The organism is Rothia terrae (assembly GCF_014705925.2).
GTDB lineage: Bacteria > Actinomycetota > Actinomycetes > Actinomycetales > Micrococcaceae > Rothia > Rothia terrae.
In genome coordinates this window covers 1349376-1369697 of record NZ_CP061539.1, presented here as the reverse complement: position 1 = coordinate 1369697, position 20322 = coordinate 1349376, and the positions used below count along the sequence as shown (strand labels likewise).

The 20322-nt window shown below is 49.8% G+C and carries 18 protein-coding genes; 14 read left to right on the top strand and 4 right to left on the bottom strand.

Annotated elements, in window-relative coordinates; genetic code table 11:
* Nucleotides 1-19: 19 nt before the first annotated feature.
* From IDM49_RS06415 to IDM49_RS06375, 9 genes are all read left to right on the top strand, one after another.
* Nucleotides 20-1048 (top strand): FKBP-type peptidyl-prolyl cis-trans isomerase, encoded by a 1029-nt coding sequence (locus IDM49_RS06415; RefSeq protein WP_190723918.1) that lies wholly within the window; start codon nt 20-22, stop codon nt 1046-1048.
* A gap of 28 nt (nt 1049-1076) precedes the next feature.
* Nucleotides 1077-1475: an FKBP-type peptidyl-prolyl cis-trans isomerase gene (locus tag IDM49_RS06410; protein ID WP_190723917.1), complete on the top strand. Its 399-nt coding sequence runs from the start codon at nt 1077-1079 to the stop codon at nt 1473-1475.
* Nucleotides 1476-1564: 89 nt separating this feature from the next.
* Nucleotides 1565-3415, top strand: a complete 1851-nt coding sequence (locus tag IDM49_RS06405; protein WP_193836643.1) for a helix-turn-helix transcriptional regulator — start codon at nt 1565-1567, stop codon at nt 3413-3415.
* Between the two features lie 90 nt (nt 3416-3505).
* On the top strand, nt 3506-3868 hold the full coding sequence (locus tag IDM49_RS06400; protein WP_190723915.1) for a hypothetical protein: 363 nt from the start codon (nt 3506-3508) through the stop codon (nt 3866-3868).
* The gene (locus tag IDM49_RS06395) at nt 3868-4131 is read left to right on the top strand and encodes a twin-arginine translocase TatA/TatE family subunit (RefSeq protein WP_168613938.1); all 264 of its coding nucleotides are present in this window, start codon (nt 3868-3870) and stop codon (nt 4129-4131) included. The genes IDM49_RS06400 and IDM49_RS06395 overlap by 1 nt, the downstream gene beginning before the upstream one ends.
* Nucleotides 4132-4242: 111 nt before the next feature.
* Entirely contained in the window at nt 4243-5100 is an 858-nt protein-coding gene (gene tatC / locus IDM49_RS06390) for a twin-arginine translocase subunit TatC (RefSeq protein WP_168613937.1), read from the top strand.
* 36 nt (nt 5101-5136) lie between these two features.
* Nucleotides 5137-7986: a DEAD/DEAH box helicase gene (locus tag IDM49_RS06385; protein WP_168613936.1), complete on the top strand. Its 2850-nt coding sequence runs from the start codon at nt 5137-5139 to the stop codon at nt 7984-7986.
* A gap of 31 nt (nt 7987-8017) precedes the next feature.
* Nucleotides 8018-9088 carry an amidohydrolase family protein gene (locus IDM49_RS06380; RefSeq protein WP_190723914.1) on the top strand — a complete coding sequence of 357 codons (1071 nt, stop codon included), beginning with the start codon at nt 8018-8020 and terminating at the stop codon, nt 9086-9088.
* Nucleotides 9089-9201: 113 nt separating this feature from the next.
* Complete coding sequence (locus IDM49_RS06375; RefSeq protein ID WP_190723913.1) at nt 9202-9936, top strand: polyprenol monophosphomannose synthase; 735 nt, start codon at nt 9202-9204, stop codon at nt 9934-9936.
* Nucleotides 9937-10027: 91 nt separating this feature from the next.
* Here the strand turns inward: IDM49_RS06375 and IDM49_RS06370 are convergent, their stop codons facing one another.
* Nucleotides 10028-10366: an RNA polymerase-binding protein RbpA gene (locus tag IDM49_RS06370; RefSeq protein WP_190723912.1), complete on the bottom strand. Its 339-nt coding sequence runs from the start codon at nt 10364-10366 to the stop codon at nt 10028-10030.
* A gap of 542 nt (nt 10367-10908) precedes the next feature.
* On the opposite strand from IDM49_RS06370, the gene IDM49_RS06365 reads away from it, so the two are divergent.
* The gene (locus IDM49_RS06365) at nt 10909-11256 is read left to right on the top strand and encodes a DUF3054 domain-containing protein (protein WP_168613932.1); all 348 of its coding nucleotides are present in this window, start codon (nt 10909-10911) and stop codon (nt 11254-11256) included.
* Nucleotides 11257-11298: 42 nt separating this feature from the next.
* Here the strand turns inward: IDM49_RS06365 and trpD are convergent, their stop codons facing one another.
* Nucleotides 11299-12345, bottom strand: a complete 1047-nt coding sequence (gene trpD / locus IDM49_RS06360) for an anthranilate phosphoribosyltransferase (protein ID WP_190723911.1) — start codon at nt 12343-12345, stop codon at nt 11299-11301.
* A gap of 195 nt (nt 12346-12540) precedes the next feature.
* Here trpD and ctaE point away from each other — a divergent pair, with 195 nt between their 5' ends.
* The 4 genes from ctaE to qcrB are packed head-to-tail and all read left to right on the top strand — an operon-like array spanning nt 12541 to nt 16864.
* Nucleotides 12541-13179: an aa3-type cytochrome oxidase subunit III gene (ctaE, locus tag IDM49_RS06355; RefSeq protein WP_168613930.1), complete on the top strand. Its 639-nt coding sequence runs from the start codon at nt 12541-12543 to the stop codon at nt 13177-13179.
* A 54-nt stretch (nt 13180-13233) separates the two neighbouring features.
* Entirely contained in the window at nt 13234-14028 is a 795-nt protein-coding gene (qcrC, locus tag IDM49_RS06350; protein ID WP_190723910.1) for a cytochrome bc1 complex diheme cytochrome c subunit, read from the top strand.
* A gap of 53 nt (nt 14029-14081) precedes the next feature.
* On the top strand, nt 14082-15176 hold the full coding sequence (qcrA, locus tag IDM49_RS06345) for a cytochrome bc1 complex Rieske iron-sulfur subunit (RefSeq protein WP_168613928.1): 1095 nt from the start codon (nt 14082-14084) through the stop codon (nt 15174-15176).
* Nucleotides 15176-16864, top strand: coding sequence for a cytochrome bc1 complex cytochrome b subunit (gene qcrB / locus IDM49_RS06340; RefSeq protein ID WP_190723909.1), 1689 nt, complete (start codon nt 15176-15178; stop codon nt 16862-16864). The genes qcrA and qcrB overlap by 1 nt, the downstream gene beginning before the upstream one ends.
* Before the next feature lie 1335 nt (nt 16865-18199).
* Here qcrB and IDM49_RS06335 read toward each other — a convergent pair.
* Nucleotides 18200-18601 (bottom strand): cytochrome c oxidase subunit 4, encoded by a 402-nt coding sequence (locus IDM49_RS06335; protein WP_168613926.1) that lies wholly within the window; start codon nt 18599-18601, stop codon nt 18200-18202.
* A 4-nt stretch (nt 18602-18605) separates the two neighbouring features.
* A complete protein-coding gene (ctaD, locus tag IDM49_RS06330; RefSeq protein WP_168613925.1) occupies nt 18606-20315 on the bottom strand; it encodes an aa3-type cytochrome oxidase subunit I in 1710 nt (569 codons plus the stop codon).
* Nucleotides 20316-20322: the final 7 nt, after the last annotated feature.

The window sequence follows — 20322 nt, the reverse complement described above, 5'->3', positions numbered from 1 at the left end:
CTTCGACGAAAGAATATGGATGAAGAAGAAATTTGCAGCTAAGAAGTTGACGTGGGCCGCTACCTCCGCTGTGGTTGTTTTGGCATTGACCGCGTGCGGTTCAGGTACTCAGAAGCTTGAGGATGTTGATTACGATATGAAGGGCGCAACTGCTGAGCCTTCTGTCGGTTTTGAGACCCCCTTCGCGGCTACCGGTAACCAGACTCACATCATTGAAGATGGTTCTGGTGATCAGGTGAATGAAGGTGACGCGCTTGTACTTAATGCATCTGTATTCTCAGGTGCTGACGGTAAATCGCAGGGTTCAACCTACACTTCATCGCCGTTGATTATTGAGGTCAATGACCAGCTGAAAGAAAATGCCCCTGAAATCTACGATGTAGTCTCTCAGGCTAAGGTTGGCACGAGCTTCTCGTATACCACCAACACCACAATGGGTCAAGATGGAACTAAGTCCACCAGCAGCCCCGGCTCCGCCACCAACGTAGAGGTGTACACCATTTCTCAGAAGCTTCCGTCCTCTGTAGAAGGTGAGCAGAAAGATCTTGGTGCTGATAAGCCTAAGTTCACTCTCGAAGGCAATAAAGCTACCCTCACTCTTCCTGAGAATAAAGGGGACGAGCCCAAGGAAGTTGTGACCGACGATTTGATTACCGGTAACGGCGAAACCGTCAATGAGGGCGATACCGTCTACGCACGTTACATCGGTGTGACCTGGAACGACGGTAAGGTTTTCGACCAGAATTACGATGCGGCTCCCGCAGCTTTCCAGCTCAATAAAGACAGCCTGGTTGAGGGGTGGGTTGAAGGCCTTACCGGTAAGAAGGTCGGTTCACGCGTCATGGTGACTATCCCCACTGATAAGGCATACGGCGAGAACGCTAAGGAAAACCAGATGCCCGAAGGCCCGCTGGTCTTCGTGGTGGATATCTTGGGACGCTCAGATGCACCCGCTGCGACTGAAACTCAGTCTGCACCTGCTGAGACTGGTGAGGCATCATCAGCTCCTGCTCAGTCAGAAACACCTCAGCCTGAAGAATCTAAGTAAAACACTCATCGAAGAAGAGGAGAACACTATGTCATTTGGCGAGCGCAAACTTGATCGCACCAAGCCTGAAATTGATTTCCCTGAGGGCGGTGAGCCCACTGAATTGGTGATTACCGACCTCATTGAGGGCAATGGTCCTGCTGTTGAACCCCGCAATTACATCCAGTGCCACTATGTTGGTGTAGCTTTTTCCACCGGTGAAGAATTTGACTCATCGTGGAACCGTGGTGAGCCTCTTGGTTTCACTGCTGGTGTTGGTCAGGTAATTCAGGGCTGGGATGAAGGTCTAATTGGTATGAAGGTTGGTGGACGTCGTCGCCTTGAGATTCCTTCAGCAATGGCTTATGGCGAGCGCGGTGCCGGTAGCGCAATTGGTCCTAACGAGTCATTGATCTTCGTCGTAGATCTCGTGGATATTCGTAAGTAATATTTTCAGCACATAGCCTCTCACGTCACGGTGAGAGGCTATTGTTTTAATCGATGAGCAAAAGTTCTGTTGAGCGACTGATTGCGCTTTTGGATGTTCTCTCTCGTTCTGAGCGAGGGATTACGCGCGAAAGCATTAAAACCTCCGTTCCGTCTTATGCGGAATACAGTAATGAGGCGGCTTTTGAGCGCGCTTTTGAAAGGGATAAAAACCAGCTTAAGGCGCTGGGCTATCACCTTGAGACGCTTAAGCCGGTACTTGGGGGATTGTATTCACGCTACCGTATCCGCAATGGCTCAGCTAGGGTTCTTCCTCAGTTTGAGCCTGGGGAGGTGGCGATTTTGTCGGCGTTGACGAACGTTTGGGGGAGAAGCGTCCCGGCACGCCGGACGGTTTCTCGTATCCTTACTAAACTTGGTCTGGCCGGTCTGGCTAATGGGCTGACGGAGACGTCGGCCTTTATTACTGCGCCTCAAGAAATCGATACTCTTATTGAAGCGGTTGCTGAATCTAAGGCAATGACGTTTGAGTATCGCAATGCGCAGGGCGATGTTTCATCCCGTACAGTGACTGTGTGGGGACTGGGGCATCGTTTTGGTCAGTGGTATGTGTACGGTTTTGATCATGCTGTTCGTGATGAACGGATTTTTAAACGTGATCGGATGCGGCAGCTAAAGCTGGTGAACATCGAGACTCATCTGCCTCCGCAGAGTTTTTCGATGAAGCGGGCTTTAGAAAAGATTTCTGATGCAAACACTCCACTTGCTTTTATCGAAGATGCCCCTGATAGCTCGGCAGTGGTTCACGTGGGTAATGTTTCTGGTGTGCCGTTGTATAACTGGCATGAGGCTGTTGGGTGGATGATTCGCCACCATGCCCGAGTAGCTGATGTTGCCCCGCATTCTGTTCCTTATCAGTACTCAGCTTCCATAAACTTGCAACAGCGCGTCAAAAAGACTTTGTCTGTTGCGGCCAAGAAACTTACTGAAATGCATGAGGGGGAACCTAGTATCTCTCCTGCGAGTATTAAGTGGGTTGAAAGAAGTAGTAAAAGGCGCAAAGAAACAGCGCTGGATCACCTCACTCGTGTGCTACGGATAGCTGAATTCGTCAAAGATAATGCGCCGGTGTCGCTCAAAGAAACCGCTGTATATTTTCAAACTACGCCTGGCAAGATCCGTCAAGACCTAGAGCTTTTATGGCTTGCAGTGGATGAGGAATCACTGACTTTGGAGCTTGATAAGGGTAAGGTTCAGTCGCTCAGTGGCGCAGACTACTTGGTAAGTGGCGCGCCTTTGTCAGCGCAAGAAGCCCTCTATTTATCTTTGACGATAGATCAGCTACGTCGCGTCATTCCTTCAGCCGGTGTTGTGGACCAAGTGTTCGGCAAGATATTTGCAAGCTACCCTCAGCTGCGTCAGCTCACCAATAGATGCGCTATTTACTCAGCTGTACCGGTTTCTTTAGCCCGGTTTGAGTCCGCTATCCGGTTACGTGAGAACATGAGAATTCGTTACAGTACTTCTCGGGACAGCTCCGAACGAACGATAACGCCTCAGCAACTTATTCTCGACAATGACTCCTATTATCTGGTGGCATGGTGTCACTTACGTCGGGCACAACGAAAATTTAAAATGGCTGATATCGAGGTGTTAGACGAGGAGCAAATAATTGATGCTGTTGAAAAGGCTTCTTCTCATACAGGTGATAGCCTGACTCATCAGAAGGTCATCATTCGTTATACAGGGCAGGACGCGAGCGCACAGCAGATGCTGGAATCGGTTGCTGAGAGATACAGCAAAGATCAAACCATCTTTGAGATAGATCTTTTCAACAATGCGTGGTTTGATTCTCTTGTGACGGATGCTGCCGGCACCATAGAGGTGATTGCTCCCCTGGAGGTGCGCGAGCGCATCCGCGCATACGGTTCAAACAGTTAAGCCTGTATTTGCTAATCTCTCACAAAATTCCCAGTGTTCTCATACACTTACCGGTATAAAACACAAAGATAACGCTCTATACTTGAGTTTATGCCTTGGTGGTTTTGGATTGTTTTGTGGGGAAGCCTTGTAGTAGCATCACTTGCGCTACTTGCTTATCTGCTCTTTGTAACCCTCAAAAAAGGCTGGAAAGCACTGTCTGAAGTTGAGGCGTGGGAAGCCGATTTCTCATCGCGTTTGGCTGAAGCGAACAGTGTTAGCTACCGCAAACTAGAATCACCCAGTGAACCTGCAATCTTTACTCCTGTAGGTGAAGCAGTTTCGCACTATGAGTCTGGCAAACAAGAACGTAAAATCGATCGTGCAGTTCGACGCTACCAGCGTCGTGAGACACTCGGTCAGCCTCAACGCGTAGATGATCTACGTATATACGCACAGGAAGGTGCAGACTAATGGTTCGTGGTTTATTTGATAACCCGGTAATGCTCCTTATTCTTCTTTTGATTATCATTTTGCTGTTTGGCGCTCCGAAGCTTCCCGGTATGGCTCGTAGCTTGGGTCAGTCCATGCGAATCTTCAAGTCAGAGGTAGATGGCATGAAGAAAGATGGCAACAGCACAAAGGTGGCTTCTGCTAAAGATCCCGTTGAGGGCGAAGTTGTGAATAACAACAATCACGGTTCAGTAGCAGCCCCGGATTCGACCGATAAGCTGTAATTTTTGATGTGCACGAGTACCCGCATAATCTGGTTGTAGCAGGTTATGCGGGTATCGTCCTGTTGACGCCTAGTTTGTGCTGTGCACAGACCTGAACTTCTCGGAGATGTAATGGCTAATCCAAATAGCAGAAAGAATAACCCCCAGGCGAAGATGGCGTTGGGGGAACATTTTCGTGAGTTCCGTAACCGCTTGATTAAATCTGCGGTTGCAACTGTACTGACGTCTATCGCGGGTTTCTTTTTGTATGAGCCATTTATCGATGCGATTTCTGGGCCTCTGGCTGAAATTAACTCGATTGATGGACGCGAGGCTGTGTTGAACTACGCAACTCCGGCGGCGTCCTTCAACCTTATGGTTACTGTTTCGCTGTACATTGGCTTGGTTTTAGCATCTCCGGTGTGGCTGTATCAGCTTTGGGCCTTTATTACTCCTGCTCTGTACAAAAAAGAGAAGCTGTACGCGATTGGTTTTGTGGCCGCCGCAGTGCCCATGTTCTTTATCGGTCTTGCAGTGGCGTGGTGGTGCATCCCTGCTGCCATCAAGGCACTCACCATGTTCAATCCCCAGGGAACCACTAACATTATGGGGGCTGATATCTACATCGCTTTCTTCATCAAATTCATGGTGGTTTTCGGTGTAGCTTTCGTTCTGCCTGTTGTACTGGTTGGCGTCAATATGATGGGACTTATTCGCGGTCGTACCATTCTCAAGGCATGGCGCTGGGTTATCGTCCTTGTTGCTACCCTGGCGGCAGCCGTTGCTCCGGGCACCGACCCGATGACTATGTTCTATCTGGCGGCTCCTCTGATTATCTTCTTCTTTATTGCCATCGGTATTTGCATGATGAACGATAAGCGCCGCGATAAAAAGAACGCTAAACTCGCGGCCGGTCTGACAGATGATGAGCTCAACCGCGCAACCTCAGCCGAAGAACTAGACCAGCTTGGACGCGTAGAGCAAAACTAAAATTCTGACTTTGACTTTTCACGTAGGATAGTTTTTATGTCTTCCTACGCAGAACGTTATCAGCAAGCAAAGCAGCGAGCCGCTTACGCCAAAACTCAGCTCGGGGTGTTTGAAAATCGGGTTGGTTTTGATCTCGATGATTTCCAGCGTCAAGCGTGTGAAAGCGTAGAAGCAGGACGCGGCGTCCTCGTTGCTGCACCGACCGGCGCAGGTAAAACCATCGTCGGAGAATTTGCTATTTTTCTGGCGCTGTCGCAGGGCAAAAAAGCTTTCTACACCACGCCTATTAAGGCTTTGAGTAACCAGAAATACAACGATCTGGTCAAAGAATATGGTGAAGATTCAGTTGGTCTTTTGACCGGCGACACGTCGATAAACTCAGAGGCACCGGTAGTTGTGATGACAACTGAGGTGCTTCGGAACATGCTGTACGCTGAGTCCTCAACTCTTACTAATCTCGCCTATGTCGTCATGGATGAGGTTCACTATCTTGCCGACAGATTTCGCGGTGCTGTGTGGGAAGAAGTGATTATTCACTTACCCGAGCACATCTCAGTAATTTCGCTCTCTGCCACTATTTCTAACGCTGAGGAATTCGGTGCGTGGCTCGATACTGTGCGTGGCTCTACCGACATCATTGTGTCGGAGCATCGCCCGGTTCCCCTGTGGCAGCATGTGCTGGTGGGTAAGCGTCTGATGAATCTTTTCGCCGAAGAAACTACGGTTTCTCAGGCAGCGGATGCACTATCATCAGCTGACAATGAGGCTCCCGCCGTCAACCCGGAGCTTCTTAAAATGCGTACCGGAGGTTCTCGTGGGGGAGGCCGCCGTCCCGGTGGGCGACGAAATAATCGTGGACGCAACGGACGCGGACCGCGTGACCGCCGTACTCCCGCGCTGAAAACAACAGCAAGCGGTTTTTCGGGCTCTGCACAACTTCCAGCGCGTATTTCCCGACCGGCAATGATTGAGACCCTTGATAAAAATGGGTTGCTTCCCGCCATCTGTTTCATCTTCTCACGCGCAGGCTGCGACGGTGCTGTATCGCAGTGCATTGACGCAGATATCCGTCTGACGACCGACGCCCAGGCGCAAACTATCCGAGCCTACATCGCAGAGGCTACCGCATCCTTGGATGTCCGTGATCTGAACGTCCTCGGCTTCTACGAATGGCGTGAGGGGCTCACCCGTGGCATCGCAGCGCACCACGCTGGTTTGCTGCCTATCTTCAAAGAAATTGTTGAGACCCTATTCTCCGAAGGTCTTATCAAAGTTGTTTTTGCCACCGAAACGCTGGCCCTCGGAATCAACATGCCTGCTCGTTCAGTGGTGCTTGAAAAACTTACCAAGTTCAATGGCGAAAACCACGTGGACATCACACCGGGGGAGTACACGCAGCTGACAGGACGTGCAGGGCGTCGAGGCATCGATATTGAAGGCCATGCAGTGGTGACATGGCGTAACGGTATGCAAGCTGAACAAGTTGCCGGTCTTGCATCACGCCGCACCTACCCGCTGAACTCATCATTCCGTCCCACCTACAACATGAGTGCAAACCTCATCGCTCAGTTCGGAGCCGAGCGTACCCGTAAAATCCTGGAATCATCGTTTGCACAGTTCCAAGCCGATAAGTCAGTGGTAGGTGTAGCCCAACGTGTCCGTAAAAATGAGCGCGCCCTCGAAGGTTATGCTGACGCTATGCAGTGTCACCTTGGTGATTTCACCGAATACGCCCGCATTCGTCGTGAAATTAAAGATCTTGAAAAACAGGTGCAGAAGAGTCGCCGCAAGCTATCACTCTCACAAGCTGTAGCATCATTGCAGCAGCTCGTACCCGGAGACGTCGTTGATATCCCCAAAGGCAAAAACCGAGGCTATGCAGTCGTGTTGACGCGTGCGGAATCAAACGATGACCCTAGACCCTCGATTCTGACGATAGATGCCCATGTTCGACGTCTAGAGACACGAGATTTAGTGGGGCCCATTGTTCCTGTCTCAAAGATCAAGGTTCCCAAGAAATACAGCGTAAAGACGCCTAAAGAACGCCGCGACATGGCTTCACGTATGAGGGAGGCGATCTATCAGGGACGCCCACCCCGCGAGCGCGCGCAAAATACGTGGTTTGACCATAAAGAAAGCGCTATAGAAACCAAGCTAGATGAGCTACGCCACGCTATGCGTACGCATCCCTGCCACGGATGTTCAGAACGCGAAGAGCACGCACGCTGGTCTGAACGATGGTGGAAACTTGAGCGGGAGACAGATGGATTGCGCCGGCAAATTTCACGTCGCACTAATACTATTTCTCAAGTGTTTGATCGGATTACTGAGCTCCTTCGTAGCTATGATTACGTATCGACCACGGCGGAGGGCAAGCTGGTTTTAACATCTCGTGGACAGAGCCTCAGGCGGGTCTACGGCGAAAAAGATTTGCTGACATCTCTCTGCCTGGAAGAGAGATTCTTGGACGGTCTCGATTCAGCTTCAATGGCATCCGTTGTCTCAGCTTTGGTATATCAAGGCAAACGCGATGAAAACGGTTTTCTCAGCAAATATCCGCGCCCAGAAATTGGGAAGTCAGTTACCACAATGATTACGTTGTGGAGCCAGCTAACCGATGCTGAGGAACAGATGAAGCTCCCTCAAACTGCGACTCCTGATTTGGGTATGGTGTGGCCGATCTATAAATGGGCCCGTGGAGATTCACTTGCGAAGTCAATTGAAGGCACTGACCTAGCGGCTGGCGACTTCGTACGCTGGGTCAAGCAAGTCATCGATGTGCTCGACCAGATTTCACATGTTGCACACAACGATGCGCAAATGCGTACCGCATGTGAAGCTGCTATCGGAAAGATTCGTCGCGGCGTTGTAGCTGACCAGATGTAGCGTGCAAGGTTTTTAGAAAAGGAGAATTAACGTGACAAAGGTACAGGTATTTTCCAACGGTTCTGTCTACAGTCCTGCAGATCCCTTTGCGACCTCATTGGTAGCCAACGGAGAAAAAGTTGAATGGGTTGGGTCCGATGCCGGTGCAGAATCAATTATGGATGACTCTATGGAATCTCAGGATCTCAACGGTCTTCTGATAACACCGGGTTTTGTTGTTGGGGGAGTCACGGTCGACTCCCTTCAGGAATTGCAGAATCTTGAGGAACAGCTACCAGCTCATGGCTATGTCGCCGGTACGATTTTTATCGGAGAGGACCTACTCAAAGAGGCATCAAAAATTTCGGGACTTTCCCTGTATCCCTATGTTCGCATCCAACGTGAGAGCAAAGTTGAGCATCTTAAAAATTTAGGTGCATACGGAGTCTTAGTAGATGCCGGTCAGACAGAAGCTTCCGTATTGGTCTCAAAGGCCGTCGATGCGGGGCTTAAGGTCGCATTCGATGCGAGTTCAGAGGAGCTCATTGAGTCTGCTCTGGCGATCATTGAGGCACTAAACGCAGAAAGTCCGTTGAAAAGGTTACGAGCAGGGGTCCGTCTCGATGGAGTACTTGAAGTCACCCAAGCGCAGCTGAACCGTATTGAAAAGCTCAATATCAGCATAGGGTTTGTAGACGATCTTAACACAACGTCTGCATCACTAGCATCGGCCATCAAAGCCGGTGTTGCCACCTATATCGGCTCTTCAACTCAACCCACCCAAAAACTGTGGGGTTGGGAACTGACGACGTTAGCGGTACATCGCCAGAACTCATCAGACAATATTTCAGCTCGCGCAGCTTTCAACTCGCAAACGCGAGGTGCCTGGCGCGGACTTGGCTTTGCTGAGCCTACCCAGGGACAATTGGTGCCCGGAGGTAACGCAGATTTCGCACTGTGGTATTTCGATTCCTTGATGGTTCAAACCGCTGATGAACGCGTTGCCGCATGGAGCACTGATCCACGTGCCCGCACACCGTTGTTGCCGACACTTGACGGAGATACCTACCCGCAATGTGCGACAACATACCGTAGCTCTGCCCCCATATTTGTACGTAAATAATCAGTATTATGCCTAGTTATTCAATCTTTAAACAAGCGATTGATAACTAGTGCTTTATACTAGAACTCTGATATTTAAACGCGTAGCTCAAAAGCTGCTAGTAGGAGATTTATATGCGTGTTCTGACGGTTATCCCGACCTATAACGAGAAAGACAATCTACCAGTGGTAGTTTCTCGTCTACGCGCAGCCGTTCCAGACAGCGACATCCTAGTTGTGGACGACAGTAGCCCCGACGGTACAGGTGAACTTGCTGATTCAATGGCTGCTGAAGATTCTGCAATCCACGTGTTGCACCGCAAGGTAAAAGACGGTCTCGGCGGAGCGTACTTGGCCGGCTTTGATTGGGGTCTAACTAATAACTACGAGGTGTTGGTTGAGATGGACGCCGACTGTTCTCACCAGCCGGAGCAGCTTCCTTTGCTTATTGAAGCTATTGAGAACGGCGCAGAACTCGCTATTGGTTCACGGTATGTTCCCGGTGGTAAGACCAAGAACTGGCCAGCTCACCGTCAGATTCTTTCTCGCGGTGCAAACCTTTACACCCGCTTAATCTTGGGTACCAAAATCAAGGATATTACCGCAGGATATCGTGCATACCGCCGTGAAGCTCTTCAGAAGCTCAATTTGGACGGGATCGACTCTAAGGGTTACGTTTTCCAGGTTGACTTGGCATGGCGTTCAGAGCAGGCCGGACTGAAAATTACCGAAGTACCGATTACCTTTGTAGAACGCGAAATTGGCGATTCAAAAATGGACGGAAACATCATCCTTGACTCCATGACCAAGGTAACTCGCTGGGGCCTGACCGGTCGTGCAAATAACCTGCGAGCAAAATTTAAGAAATAAGCACGAGCTCCGACCCACCAGTGGGGGAGTTAAGCCAAGAGGGGCCCTGAACTTTAGAGTTCAGGGCCCCTCGTGTTGTAAAAACCAAGGTTTAGAGAGAATGACGCTCGCGGTAGATTTCGAGGCGCTTCTGCAAAGTTTCTTCGAGTTCTTCCATTGAGCGACGCTCCATCAACATATCCCAGTGGGTACGTGCAGGCTTATCGGTAGCTTCTTCCTGCTGAGAGTCACCGTTGACGATGCGTGCTTCTTTACCGGACTTAGCGGTCCATGTAGTGGGGACTTCAGCTTCTTGAGCAAAAGTTACAAAGACGCGTTCGCCGTCCTCGGTGCGGTACTCAACTCGCTGGCGAGGTGCGGGTTCAACGCCGGCTTCAGTTTCCATTGACTGTGAGCCAAGGCGCATACCGCGCAGGCTGCGATCACTCATGCATTTTCCTTCCACAGAAGATTAGATTCGAAAGCTATAACCACAGCGTAATCGTATTTATTCCGAGTGGTTGAAGAATTGCTAAACAACCATTATAGCTACATCGGGCGGACATGGTGGTTGGCAAAGCTGCGATTGGCGGGTCTAGTTGGGTGACTTGTGTTAACAAGGCGGAAGTTGTGGCGATGTCAGTGCCGCCGGTAGTGGATGCAGCTCTAAGAGCTACTTGAAACAATGCACGACTTGAGTTTGAATTTGGCAGATACTCTAGCGAGTCTCAGTGGTGGAATAACTGTGCCGAGGCTTTATTCAGGTTCTAGGAACTATCAAAGGTGTGATGATGAACGATTGCCGTCTGCAAAACAATTAGAAAAACATTGTAGTCATCGGCAAAAACCTTCCGTTCGTAGGTATTTATAGAACGCCGATAATCTATATTATGTAAAGTAGTTCTAAAAACACTCTCCTGCGTGCTGAGTTTTTGATGCCCACCATAGATCTGACAACGATTCTTCGGAGTTGGAATTCTGTAAAGTAAAGATATGAAGAGAATTCCTTTTTCCTACCTTGCCCTTGACCTTATAGCGGTGACTATCTTTGCGCTCATCGGACGGATGTCTCATCAGCACGGCTTGACGGCGTTAGGCGTCCTTTCGACCGCTGCGCCGTTCTTAGTGGCAACTCTTATTGGTTTTATCGTTGGTCGTTATTTGACTCGAAATCTCATGGTGCAAGGTCTGATTGTGTGGCTATTTACCTTGAATCTGGGAATGATTTTGCGTGTTGCCTTTGGCGGCGGCTTTGCTGTTTCTTTTTATATAGTGACCGCCATTGCCTTGCTGATATTCTGTGGCATCTGGCGATTGCTTCTTAGAAAGAGCATTTACTAAACAAAAACCCTCAACCTTTACTTTAAGGATGAGGGTTTTAGTCTATGATTTGTTGCTGAATTGTATCCAGCTGTTGAGAGTCGCTAGAGCCTTGCCGGAATCTATTGAGCCCTTGGCTCGGTCAATTGCTTTCTGGAAACGCTGCTGGAATGGATCTGTCGTCGCATCTTCAAAAGCAACAATAGCTGCTGCCGCATTGAGCAGTACAGCATTTCTAATGAAGCCTGGTTGCCCATTGAGAGTATCAAGTACTACTTGAGCGTTATGGGTGGCGTCTCCCCCGCGTAAATCATCGATAGACCCGAGCGGCATATCAAAATCTGTCGGAGAAACAGGGTATTTTTCGATGGCGAAATCATTAGTCTCCCACACGGTTGACTCCCCCGTTATGGTGATTTCATCCAGTCCGTCGCTGCCTCTAAAAATCAAAGCATGGTCACCGCGTGAGGCAAAAACTTCGGCAATTTTCTCGGCCATTTCGCCGTCCGCTACACCGATAGCCGAAGCTCGGACGCGGGCAGGGTTAGTCATAGGCCCGAGGTAGTTAAATGCCGTGGGAACGCCCAGTGCTTTGCGTACCGGTGCTACATGTTTCATGGATGGGTGAAAAACTTGCGCAAACAGAAACGTAATACCTGAATTATTGACGCATTCAGCGACATCGACAATGGGCATCTGGAGATTAACACCCAATTTTTCAAGTACATCAGCTGAACCTGAAGATGAACTTGACGATCTATTTCCATGCTTGATAACGGGAACCCCAGCGCCAGCGATCACGAGTGAGGCCATGGTCGATATGTTGACCGTGTTTTGCATATCCCCACCAGTGCCAACAATATCCACAGCGTCACGGGTGATTTGAATATTTTCAGATTTCTCCAACATTCCTTGAGCAAGAGCGTTAAGTTCTGCTGGGGTCTCACCTTTTACATGGAGTGCCACTAGAAAAGCGCCTGTAACAGCCTCTGATGTCTCGCCTGACATGATTTGGTCCATGGCCCAAGCAACCTGCTCATCGGTGAGATCTTTGCGGGCCACTAGATCATTAAGTAACGGTTTCCAGCTCAAGGGTTCATGTGAAGTCATGTAGCTGATTGTATGACGCCGCTCCCCCGACAATCTAACTCGCGGCGCAATGTGAACAGTAGGTGATGTTCACGTGTAAAAGAAATGTCACAATTTGTCCAAAAAAGACCGATAATTCGGGGTTTAATGCAACACACCCCTGCAACACGCCTCAACCTATTGGTTCATGCGAAGTTTTATAGACATAATGTCTATGTGACAACTGCAACCCATACACCCAGTAAGTCCGCCCCCGTGACTTTGAACCGACCCAACGTTGTATCAGTAGGCACCGTTGTTTGGTTGGCGTCAGAGCTCATGTTCTTTGCCGGACTATTCGCAATGTACTTTACGCTTCGTGCTGCACGCCCAGATATTTGGGCAGAAAATGTGCACCACCTTGAAGTTCCGATGGCACTCGGTAACACCATCGTGCTCGTTTTGAGCTCGGTTACCTGCCAGTTTGGTGTATTCAAGGCTGAGCAATTGAAGCCTCGCCGCACCGGCTCACTCTTCAATATCAAGGAGTGGGGCATGGTTGAATGGTTTATTTTGACCTTCATCATGGGTGCGTTCTTTGTTTCAGTTCAGGCTTTCGAATACGCAAACCTCGTTTCAGAAGGTGTAACCATCGCTTCTAGCGCATATGGTTCAGCCTTCTATATCACCACCGGATTCCACGCACTTCACGTGACCGGTGGTCTTGTGGCTTTCTTGTTCATTATTGGACGCGCTTACTTGGCTAAGCGATTTGGCCACTACGAAGCAACTTCAGCAATCGTTGTTTCTTACTACTGGCACTTCGTTGACGTCGTTTGGATTATTCTGTTCGCCGTCGTTTACTTCTTGAAGTAAACCTCGAAGTGAAACTTTAAATTCAGCTTTATAAGCACACACTAAGGAAAACACGTGAAGGCACTTTCTCAAAAGCGGCGCCATCCGCTTGTAGCTGTCGTGTTGTTGGCTATTGCTCTGATCCTCACTGGCGGTCTTTATGCAGTAGCAACCGCAAGCAACCAGGCACAGGCAGCATCCAGCACTACTTACACTGCATCTGATATCGAAGAAGGTCAGAAGCTGTTCGTTTCGAACTGCGCGACCTGCCACGGTCTCAACGCTGAAGGCACCGTCGACGGTCCTTCACTTGTTGGTGTTGGCGCTGCTGCTGTTGACTTCCAGGTAGGAACCGGCCGTATGCCTATGCAGATGCAGGGCACCCAGGCTCAGGTTAAGCCGCGACAGTTCAACGATGAACAGACTCATCAGCTTGCTGCATACGTTGCATCTCTTGGCGCTGGTCCTACTGTTCCTGAAGATGAGCACCTTGATGTTACGAAGGGCGATGCAGCCAATGGTGCCAAGGTCTTCTTGGCTAACTGCGCAATGTGCCACAACGCAGCAGGTGCTGGTGGTGCACTTACCCGTGGTAAGTGGGCTCCTACCCTCATGGGCGTCTCAGAAAAGCACATTTACGAGGCAATGGAGACTGGTCCTCAGAACATGCCGGTCTTCAACGATGCGAACATCACCCCTGAAGAAAAGCGCGATGTTATTACTTACCTGAAGGCTCAGGAAGTTAATGAATCTCCCGGTGGTTTTAAGCTTGGATCACTTGGCCCCGTTTCTGAAGGTCTTTTGATTTGGACCTTGGGTCTTGGCATCGTAATCGCCTTCACCATCTGGCTGACCTCACGTTCAGCATAGTTCGGTAAGCACACACAATATTTGACTAGTTCTAGGAAGATTTGAGGCATCACATGGGTAACCATCGTGACAGCACTGAAGAAGTTTCTTCAGTTGCAGTTACCTCTCTTGAGGCAAGTAAGGAGAAGTTCCCTGATCCGGGACTGCCTCCGCACTCCCCGCGTCTAACCGACGTGGATCCTAAGCAGAACAAAAAGGCAGAACGCCACGTCACGCTTCTTTTCGTGATTTCGATTCTTGGCGCTTTGCTTTTCTGGTTTGCTTACTTTGGCATTCGCGTAGAGGGCAACTTCTACGATGTAACCAACCCTGAGAATAACCACCTGCTTCGCTTGCAGAATCTTTTCTTGGGTCTTGGCATTGCTCTTTCAATGTTCGGTATCGGTATCGGTATTGTTCACTGGGCACGCGCGTTGATGCCCGACCATGAAATGGTCGAAATGCGTCACCCGGTTTCTTCTGAAGAGTCCCGCGCAGAGGCACAGGACATCATGGAAACCATTATTGACGAGTCGGGCATCAAGCGTCGCCCGCTGTTGCGTAACACTTTGATCGGTTCAATCATTCTTGCACCGCTGACTTTTGTTACCTTGTTCCGCGACTTGGGTCCTGCTAATCCTTCACTTCTGAAGCACACTTTGTGGGATCAGGGTGTACGACTGGTTCGTGACCCCTCAGGTACCCCGATTAAGGCTGCAGACGTTACCATCGGTTCGGCATACCACGTCCTACCTGAAAACCTGCAGTCACTGACTCACGAAACCGGCTACGTTGAAGAAAAGGCTAAGGCTGTAGTTCTTCTGATGCGTATTAACCCTGCAGAACTCAACATCTCAGAGGACCGCAAGGACTGGAACGTTGACGGCATCTTGGCGTTCTCCAAGGTATGTACTCACGTTGGTTGCCCCATTGCTCTTTACGAGCAGCGTACGCACCACCTGTTGTGCCCTTGCCACCAGTCAACCTTTGACGCTGCAAATGAGTGCGAAGTTATCTTCGGACCTGCTGCGCATCCTTTGCCCCAGCTTCCCATTGCTGTGGATGAAGAAGGTTACTTGGTTGCTCAGAGCGACTTCCATGAGCCCGTCGGCCCTGCATACTGGGAACGCGCTAAGCACGTTAACGAAATGGCAGGTGAGGCTAACTAATGGCACACCACGTTATTGAGACCGAAAATAACTACCAGGCACGCACTACTACCGGTAAAATCACTAACTTCGTTGATACCCGCGTAGGTATGTCAGGTATCGTTCGTGAATTCGGACGCAAGATTTTCCCCGATCACTGGACCTTTATGTTCGGTGAGGTTGCAATGTACAGCCTCATCATTCTGATCCTCTCGGGTACTTTCTTGACCCTGTGGTTCAACCCCTCGATGGCATCAGTAACCTACGATGGTACTTATTTGCCTCTCAAGGGTGTCCATATGTCTGCAGCTTATAGCTCAGCTTTGGATATTTCATTTGATGTTCGTGGCGGTTTGTTGCTGCGCCAGATTCACCACTGGGCAGCGTTGCTGTTTATGACTGCACTGACGATCCACATGCTCCGCGTATTCTTCACCGGCGCATTCCGTCGTCCTCGTGAACTCAACTGGGTGGTAGGTTGCTGCCTCTGGTTGCTCGGCATTTTTGCTGGCTTCACCGGTTACTCACTCCCCGATGACGTTCTTTCAGGTAACGGTCTGCGTATTGTGGACGGCATCATGAAGGCTATTCCTCTTGTAGGTACTTACCTCTCGATGTTCTTCTTCGGTGGCGAGTTCCCCGGTACCCTGTTGATTAGCCGTTTGTACTCGATTCACATCATGGTGATTCCTGCACTGTTGCTGTTGCTTATGGCTATTCACCTGTTCATGGTGGTTGTTCACAAGCACACTCAGTACCCTGGCCCCGGCCGCACTGAGGACAACGTTGTGGGCTTCCCTGTAGGTCCCGTCTATGCAGCTAAGGCTGGCGGTTTCTTCTTCATCGTGTTCGGTATTATTGCGTTCCTTGGTGCAACTTTCACCATCAATGCGATTTGGAACTACGGTCCTTACGATCCTTCACCCGTTCAGGCCGGTACTCAGCCTGACTGGTACGTAGGCTTCGGCGATGGCGCCTTGCGCCTGTGGCCCGGTTCATTCCCCTGGTCATGGAAGATTGATCTTTTCAACCACACCTTCGTATTAGCAGTTCTGTTGCCCTTCATGCTCGCAGGCGTCCTCGTGTTGTTCATGTTCACTTGGCCCTGGATTGAACGTTGGGTTACCAAGGACAATCGAGTTCACAACATTCTTGATCGTCCGCGTAACGCTCCTTTCCGTACCGCTGCAGGTGCCGCAGGTATCGTTTACTACTCAGTGATGATGATTGCAGCAAGCTCCGACTTGATTGCAACCCACTTCCATGTCTCACTGAACGATGTGGCTTACGTATTGCGCTTCCTGTGGTTCTTTGGACCCATCATTGCGTTCATCATTGTTCGCCGTATTTGCCTGTCATTGCAGCGCAAGGATCGTGAGTTGGTTCTGCACGGTATCGAAACCGGTAACGTTGTTCAGCTCCCCCACGGTGAATTCATTGAAGTTCACAAGCCGTTGGATGAGTACCACCGTTATAAGCTCGTTTCTTTCGAATCACCTGAGCCTTTGGCTGCACAGCCTAATGCTAAGGGTAAGATTACCGGTGCTGAGAAGACTCGCGCTCGCATTTCAAAGTGGTTCTTTGAAGATCGCGTAGCTCCTGTAAGCCCGGCTGAGCTTGAAGCGGCTCATCATCACGGCCATGGGTCCGAAGCCGTTGAGGCAGGTCCTAAGCCCACTGGCTCCCTGGGCGGCCACTCACACAACTAAATCTAAAGTTAGAGATAGTTCTTAAAAGGAGGACCCCTCGCCGAGGGGTCCTCCTTTTTGTTGCTTCTAAGCAACAAACGACGGTGTCGTTTGGTGAGATGGATTGAATGTAATGAAATGGTCCGAAGATGTCGACAAGCCTTGAGCTATTCCTATGGTCATCATCGGTGCAACAGGTCAACGAAACTCGAACTGATCGTTTACACATTTGCAGTCTTAGCAGATTATTCCGTCAGAGGTCGGGCGGGTTAGACTCACCCAGTATGGACTAATAGCCTGTTAAAGCCGTACAAAGCCATTTCAGAAGGTAAATACATCATCAGTTCGGCCCCCACTGATATCTGGTATTTAGACCCTTAGAACGAAGATTTAGTCTAAAGAGTGAGAATGTTTTGGGGCCTAGCAATCTAGATCGATTGATCGCATGAACCTATAGGGATGATCTATTGGCTGCGAGATTGTTCATACAGCCCTAGTGAAGTATCTCTTCATATCAGCGCACGCCTTAAAAGTAGAAATCAGAATAGATACAGCACCAAGATTCTTGAGATGAATACACGATCTATAGTCAGCGTGATTTCGATCGGCCAGTTTTCCTGAAGCTAACGGAAAACAGATCCGAACCCAAATTACTTTGTTACTCGTCTGGGTGCTCCCCTACGAAGCCGATATGATCCTCTGAAAGATAGCAGAAGGAAACTGGTAACTTTCGTGCGTTTAGACAGACTCGGCCTGCGCCATGATGCGTTAAGGCAGAGCAGTCGCATCGGGCCATAAAATTTATACTCTCTATTGCTTTATAGCCACTTGGCGGTAGTAAGGACAATCTCGCAACCATCAATCTGCCTGCAAGAGGCTGCAACTATCGCTCAATCTAGCCAGACGAGGCTAGTTTTGCTTGTATCCCTCAAACCCACGTGCACCAGGAATAAAAGGCTTTGGCACAGCCCTCACAGCCGCACCATAAAAATTTTCCTGATATCCCTGGTCACCAATGACTTTTTATTGATATTGGCATTGTTGGTCTGTTGCTCAGCACCGCAAATGCTCAGTGTTCTATCTTGGATCGCTGAGTAGAGTTTAGAGTCATTGAGCGTGTTCAAAACCGCTGTATATTCTGGACGCTTTGTTGCGCTGAATAAAGATTGTTTTGCTAAAAGCCGCGGTGTTGATAGAGACCCAAAATATGCTCGTAGTGTTGTAGACAGGCTGCAGCCGGGCACCTACTATTGCTGTTGTTAACGGAGATTGGGCAAGGAACTGCCAGCTTAAACAAATTCAGGCGGATACAGAATAATCTGTATCCGCCTGAACGACTTATGCCTGCTTACTCAATTAGTGAGCATGGTTACCACGGTTGTATTCGTAGACCCAACCAACGAGTGCAGCCAGTGCAACAGGAATGGCCAACAGAGTGACCCATGGTGCAATAGCGATACCTACAACTGCGATAGCTGCAACAGTACCAAGTGCTAGCGGCCACCATGACCACGGTGAGTAGAAACCGTATGCTCCTGCTGCATCTGAGATTTCACCGTCGAGGTTTTCGTACGGCTGATCAGGATGCATCTTGTCAGTGAATCCAAGGAACCACCAGAGGAAGAGACACATTACTGCAGTTGCGAGAATTGCAGGGAAACCAGCCCATTCCTTGAAGTGTGTCATGAAACCGTAAACAATGCCTACGGGAATCAAGAAGACACCAATCAAACCGAAAATCTTTGCAAGAAGTTTCATGAGGTTATGCCCTTACGTCTGCTACTGCACGACGAGCTGCAGCAGCTACGTCATGGTTGGTTGACAATTCAGGATGGTGCAGGTCCAACGCCGGACGCTCTGAACGGATGCGAGGCAGAGCGGTGAAGTTGTGGCGAGGAGGCGGGCAAGAGGTTGCCCACTCCAGCGAACCGCCGAAGCCCCAAGGATCGTCAACTTCTACCTTCTTGCCATTGCGGCTAGTGGTGTAAACGTTCCAGAACCAAGGAATCATTGAAACTGCAAGAATCATTGAGCCTACGGTTGAGAGCTGGTTCATCCAGGTGAATCCATCTTCGGGCATGTAGTCCGCGTAACGACGGGGCATACCATCGACGCCGAGCCAGTGCTGTACCAAGAAGGTCATATGGAAGCCAATGAAGAGCAACCAGAAGTGAATCTTGCCGATGCGCTCGTTGAGCATCTTACCGGTGAATTTAGGCCACCAGAAGTACAGACCTGCGAACATACCGAACACGATGGTACCGAAGATTACGTAGTGGAAGTGAGCAACCACGAAATAGGAATCTGATAGGTGGAAGTCCAGCGGCGGAGTCGCGAGGATGATACCGGTGATACCGCCGAAGAGGAAGGTAATCAAGAAGCCGATAACCCACAGGAGAGGAGTCTCAAAAGTGATTGAACCCTGCCACATGGTACCGATCCAGTTGAAGAACTTCACACCGGTCGGAACGCCAATCATCATGGTCATGAACGAGAAGAACGGCAACATAACTGCGCCGGTTACGTACATGTGGTGAGCCCAAACGGTTACTGAAAGAGCTGCAATTGCGATGGTCGCAAAAACAAGACCCTTGTAGCCAAAGATGGGCTTACGTGAGAAGACAGGAATAATTTCAGAAACGATGCCGAAGAAGGGCAAAGCCAAGACATAAACCTCGGGGTGACCAAAGAACCAGAATAGGTGCTGCCACAGAACTGCGCCACCGTTTTCAGGATCAAAGATATGTCCACCCAAACGACGATCCATACCCAATGCGAAGAGTGCAGATGCCAACGGGGGGAAGATCATGATGATCAAGATTGAGGTAATGAGAGTGGTCCAGGTGAAGACCGGCATACGCCACATGGTCATACCCGGTGCACGCATACAAAGGATGGTGGTCAAGAAGTTGACGCCACCCATGATGGTGCCGAAGCCCTGTAGAGCTAGGCCGAATACCCAGAGATCGCCACCTACTGAAGGTGAGTAAGTGGTGCTGTTCAGGGGCGCATAAGCGAACCAGCCGAATGATGCAGCACCCTGAGGGGTAATGAAGCCTGCGATTGCAATAAATGAACCGAACAGGAAGAACCAGAACGCCAGAGCGTTAAGGCGAGGGAATGCAACGTCAGGTGCACCGATCTGCAAAGGAACAAGAATGTTTGCAAATGCAGTGAACAAAGGTGTACCGAACATCAGCAACATCAAGGTGCCGTGCATGGTGAAGAGCTGGTTGAACTGTTCTTTGGTGTGCAGAACCTGCATACCGGGTTCAAAGAGCTCAAGTCGCATCACAAGTGCCATAACACCTGCGAAGCAGAAGAAGATGAAAGCGGCAATCAGGTACATGTACCCGATGGTCTTGTGGTCGGTGGAGGTAAGCCAGTTGACGATGATGCGTCCCTTGGACTTAGGTACCACACGTGATACTACAGGGCTGGTGCCCTCAGCTGAATACTCAAAAGTTGACATGTGTTCC

Coding starts and splice junctions, on each gene's coding strand:
- IDM49_RS06415 (WP_190723918.1), top strand. CDS start 20: ATGAAGAAGAAATTTGCAGCTAAGAAGTTGACGTGGGCCGCTACCTCC.
- IDM49_RS06410 (WP_190723917.1), top strand. CDS start 1,077: ATGTCATTTGGCGAGCGCAAACTTGATCGCACCAAGCCTGAAATTGAT.
- IDM49_RS06400 (WP_190723915.1), top strand. CDS start 3,506: ATGCCTTGGTGGTTTTGGATTGTTTTGTGGGGAAGCCTTGTAGTAGCA.
- IDM49_RS06395 (WP_168613938.1), top strand. CDS start 3,868: ATGGTTCGTGGTTTATTTGATAACCCGGTAATGCTCCTTATTCTTCTT.
- tatC (WP_168613937.1), top strand. CDS start 4,243: ATGGCTAATCCAAATAGCAGAAAGAATAACCCCCAGGCGAAGATGGCG.
- IDM49_RS06385 (WP_168613936.1), top strand. CDS start 5,137: ATGTCTTCCTACGCAGAACGTTATCAGCAAGCAAAGCAGCGAGCCGCT.
- IDM49_RS06375 (WP_190723913.1), top strand. CDS start 9,202: ATGCGTGTTCTGACGGTTATCCCGACCTATAACGAGAAAGACAATCTA.
- IDM49_RS06370 (WP_190723912.1), bottom strand. CDS start 10,366: ATGAGTGATCGCAGCCTGCGCGGTATGCGCCTTGGCTCACAGTCAATG.
- IDM49_RS06365 (WP_168613932.1), top strand. CDS start 10,909: ATGAAGAGAATTCCTTTTTCCTACCTTGCCCTTGACCTTATAGCGGTG.
- trpD (WP_190723911.1), bottom strand. CDS start 12,345: ATGACTTCACATGAACCCTTGAGCTGGAAACCGTTACTTAATGATCTA.
- qcrA (WP_168613928.1), top strand. CDS start 14,082: ATGGGTAACCATCGTGACAGCACTGAAGAAGTTTCTTCAGTTGCAGTT.
- qcrB (WP_190723909.1), top strand. CDS start 15,176: ATGGCACACCACGTTATTGAGACCGAAAATAACTACCAGGCACGCACT.
- IDM49_RS06335 (WP_168613926.1), bottom strand. CDS start 18,601: ATGAAACTTCTTGCAAAGATTTTCGGTTTGATTGGTGTCTTCTTGATT.
- ctaD (WP_168613925.1), bottom strand. CDS start 20,315: ATGTCAACTTTTGAGTATTCAGCTGAGGGCACCAGCCCTGTAGTATCA.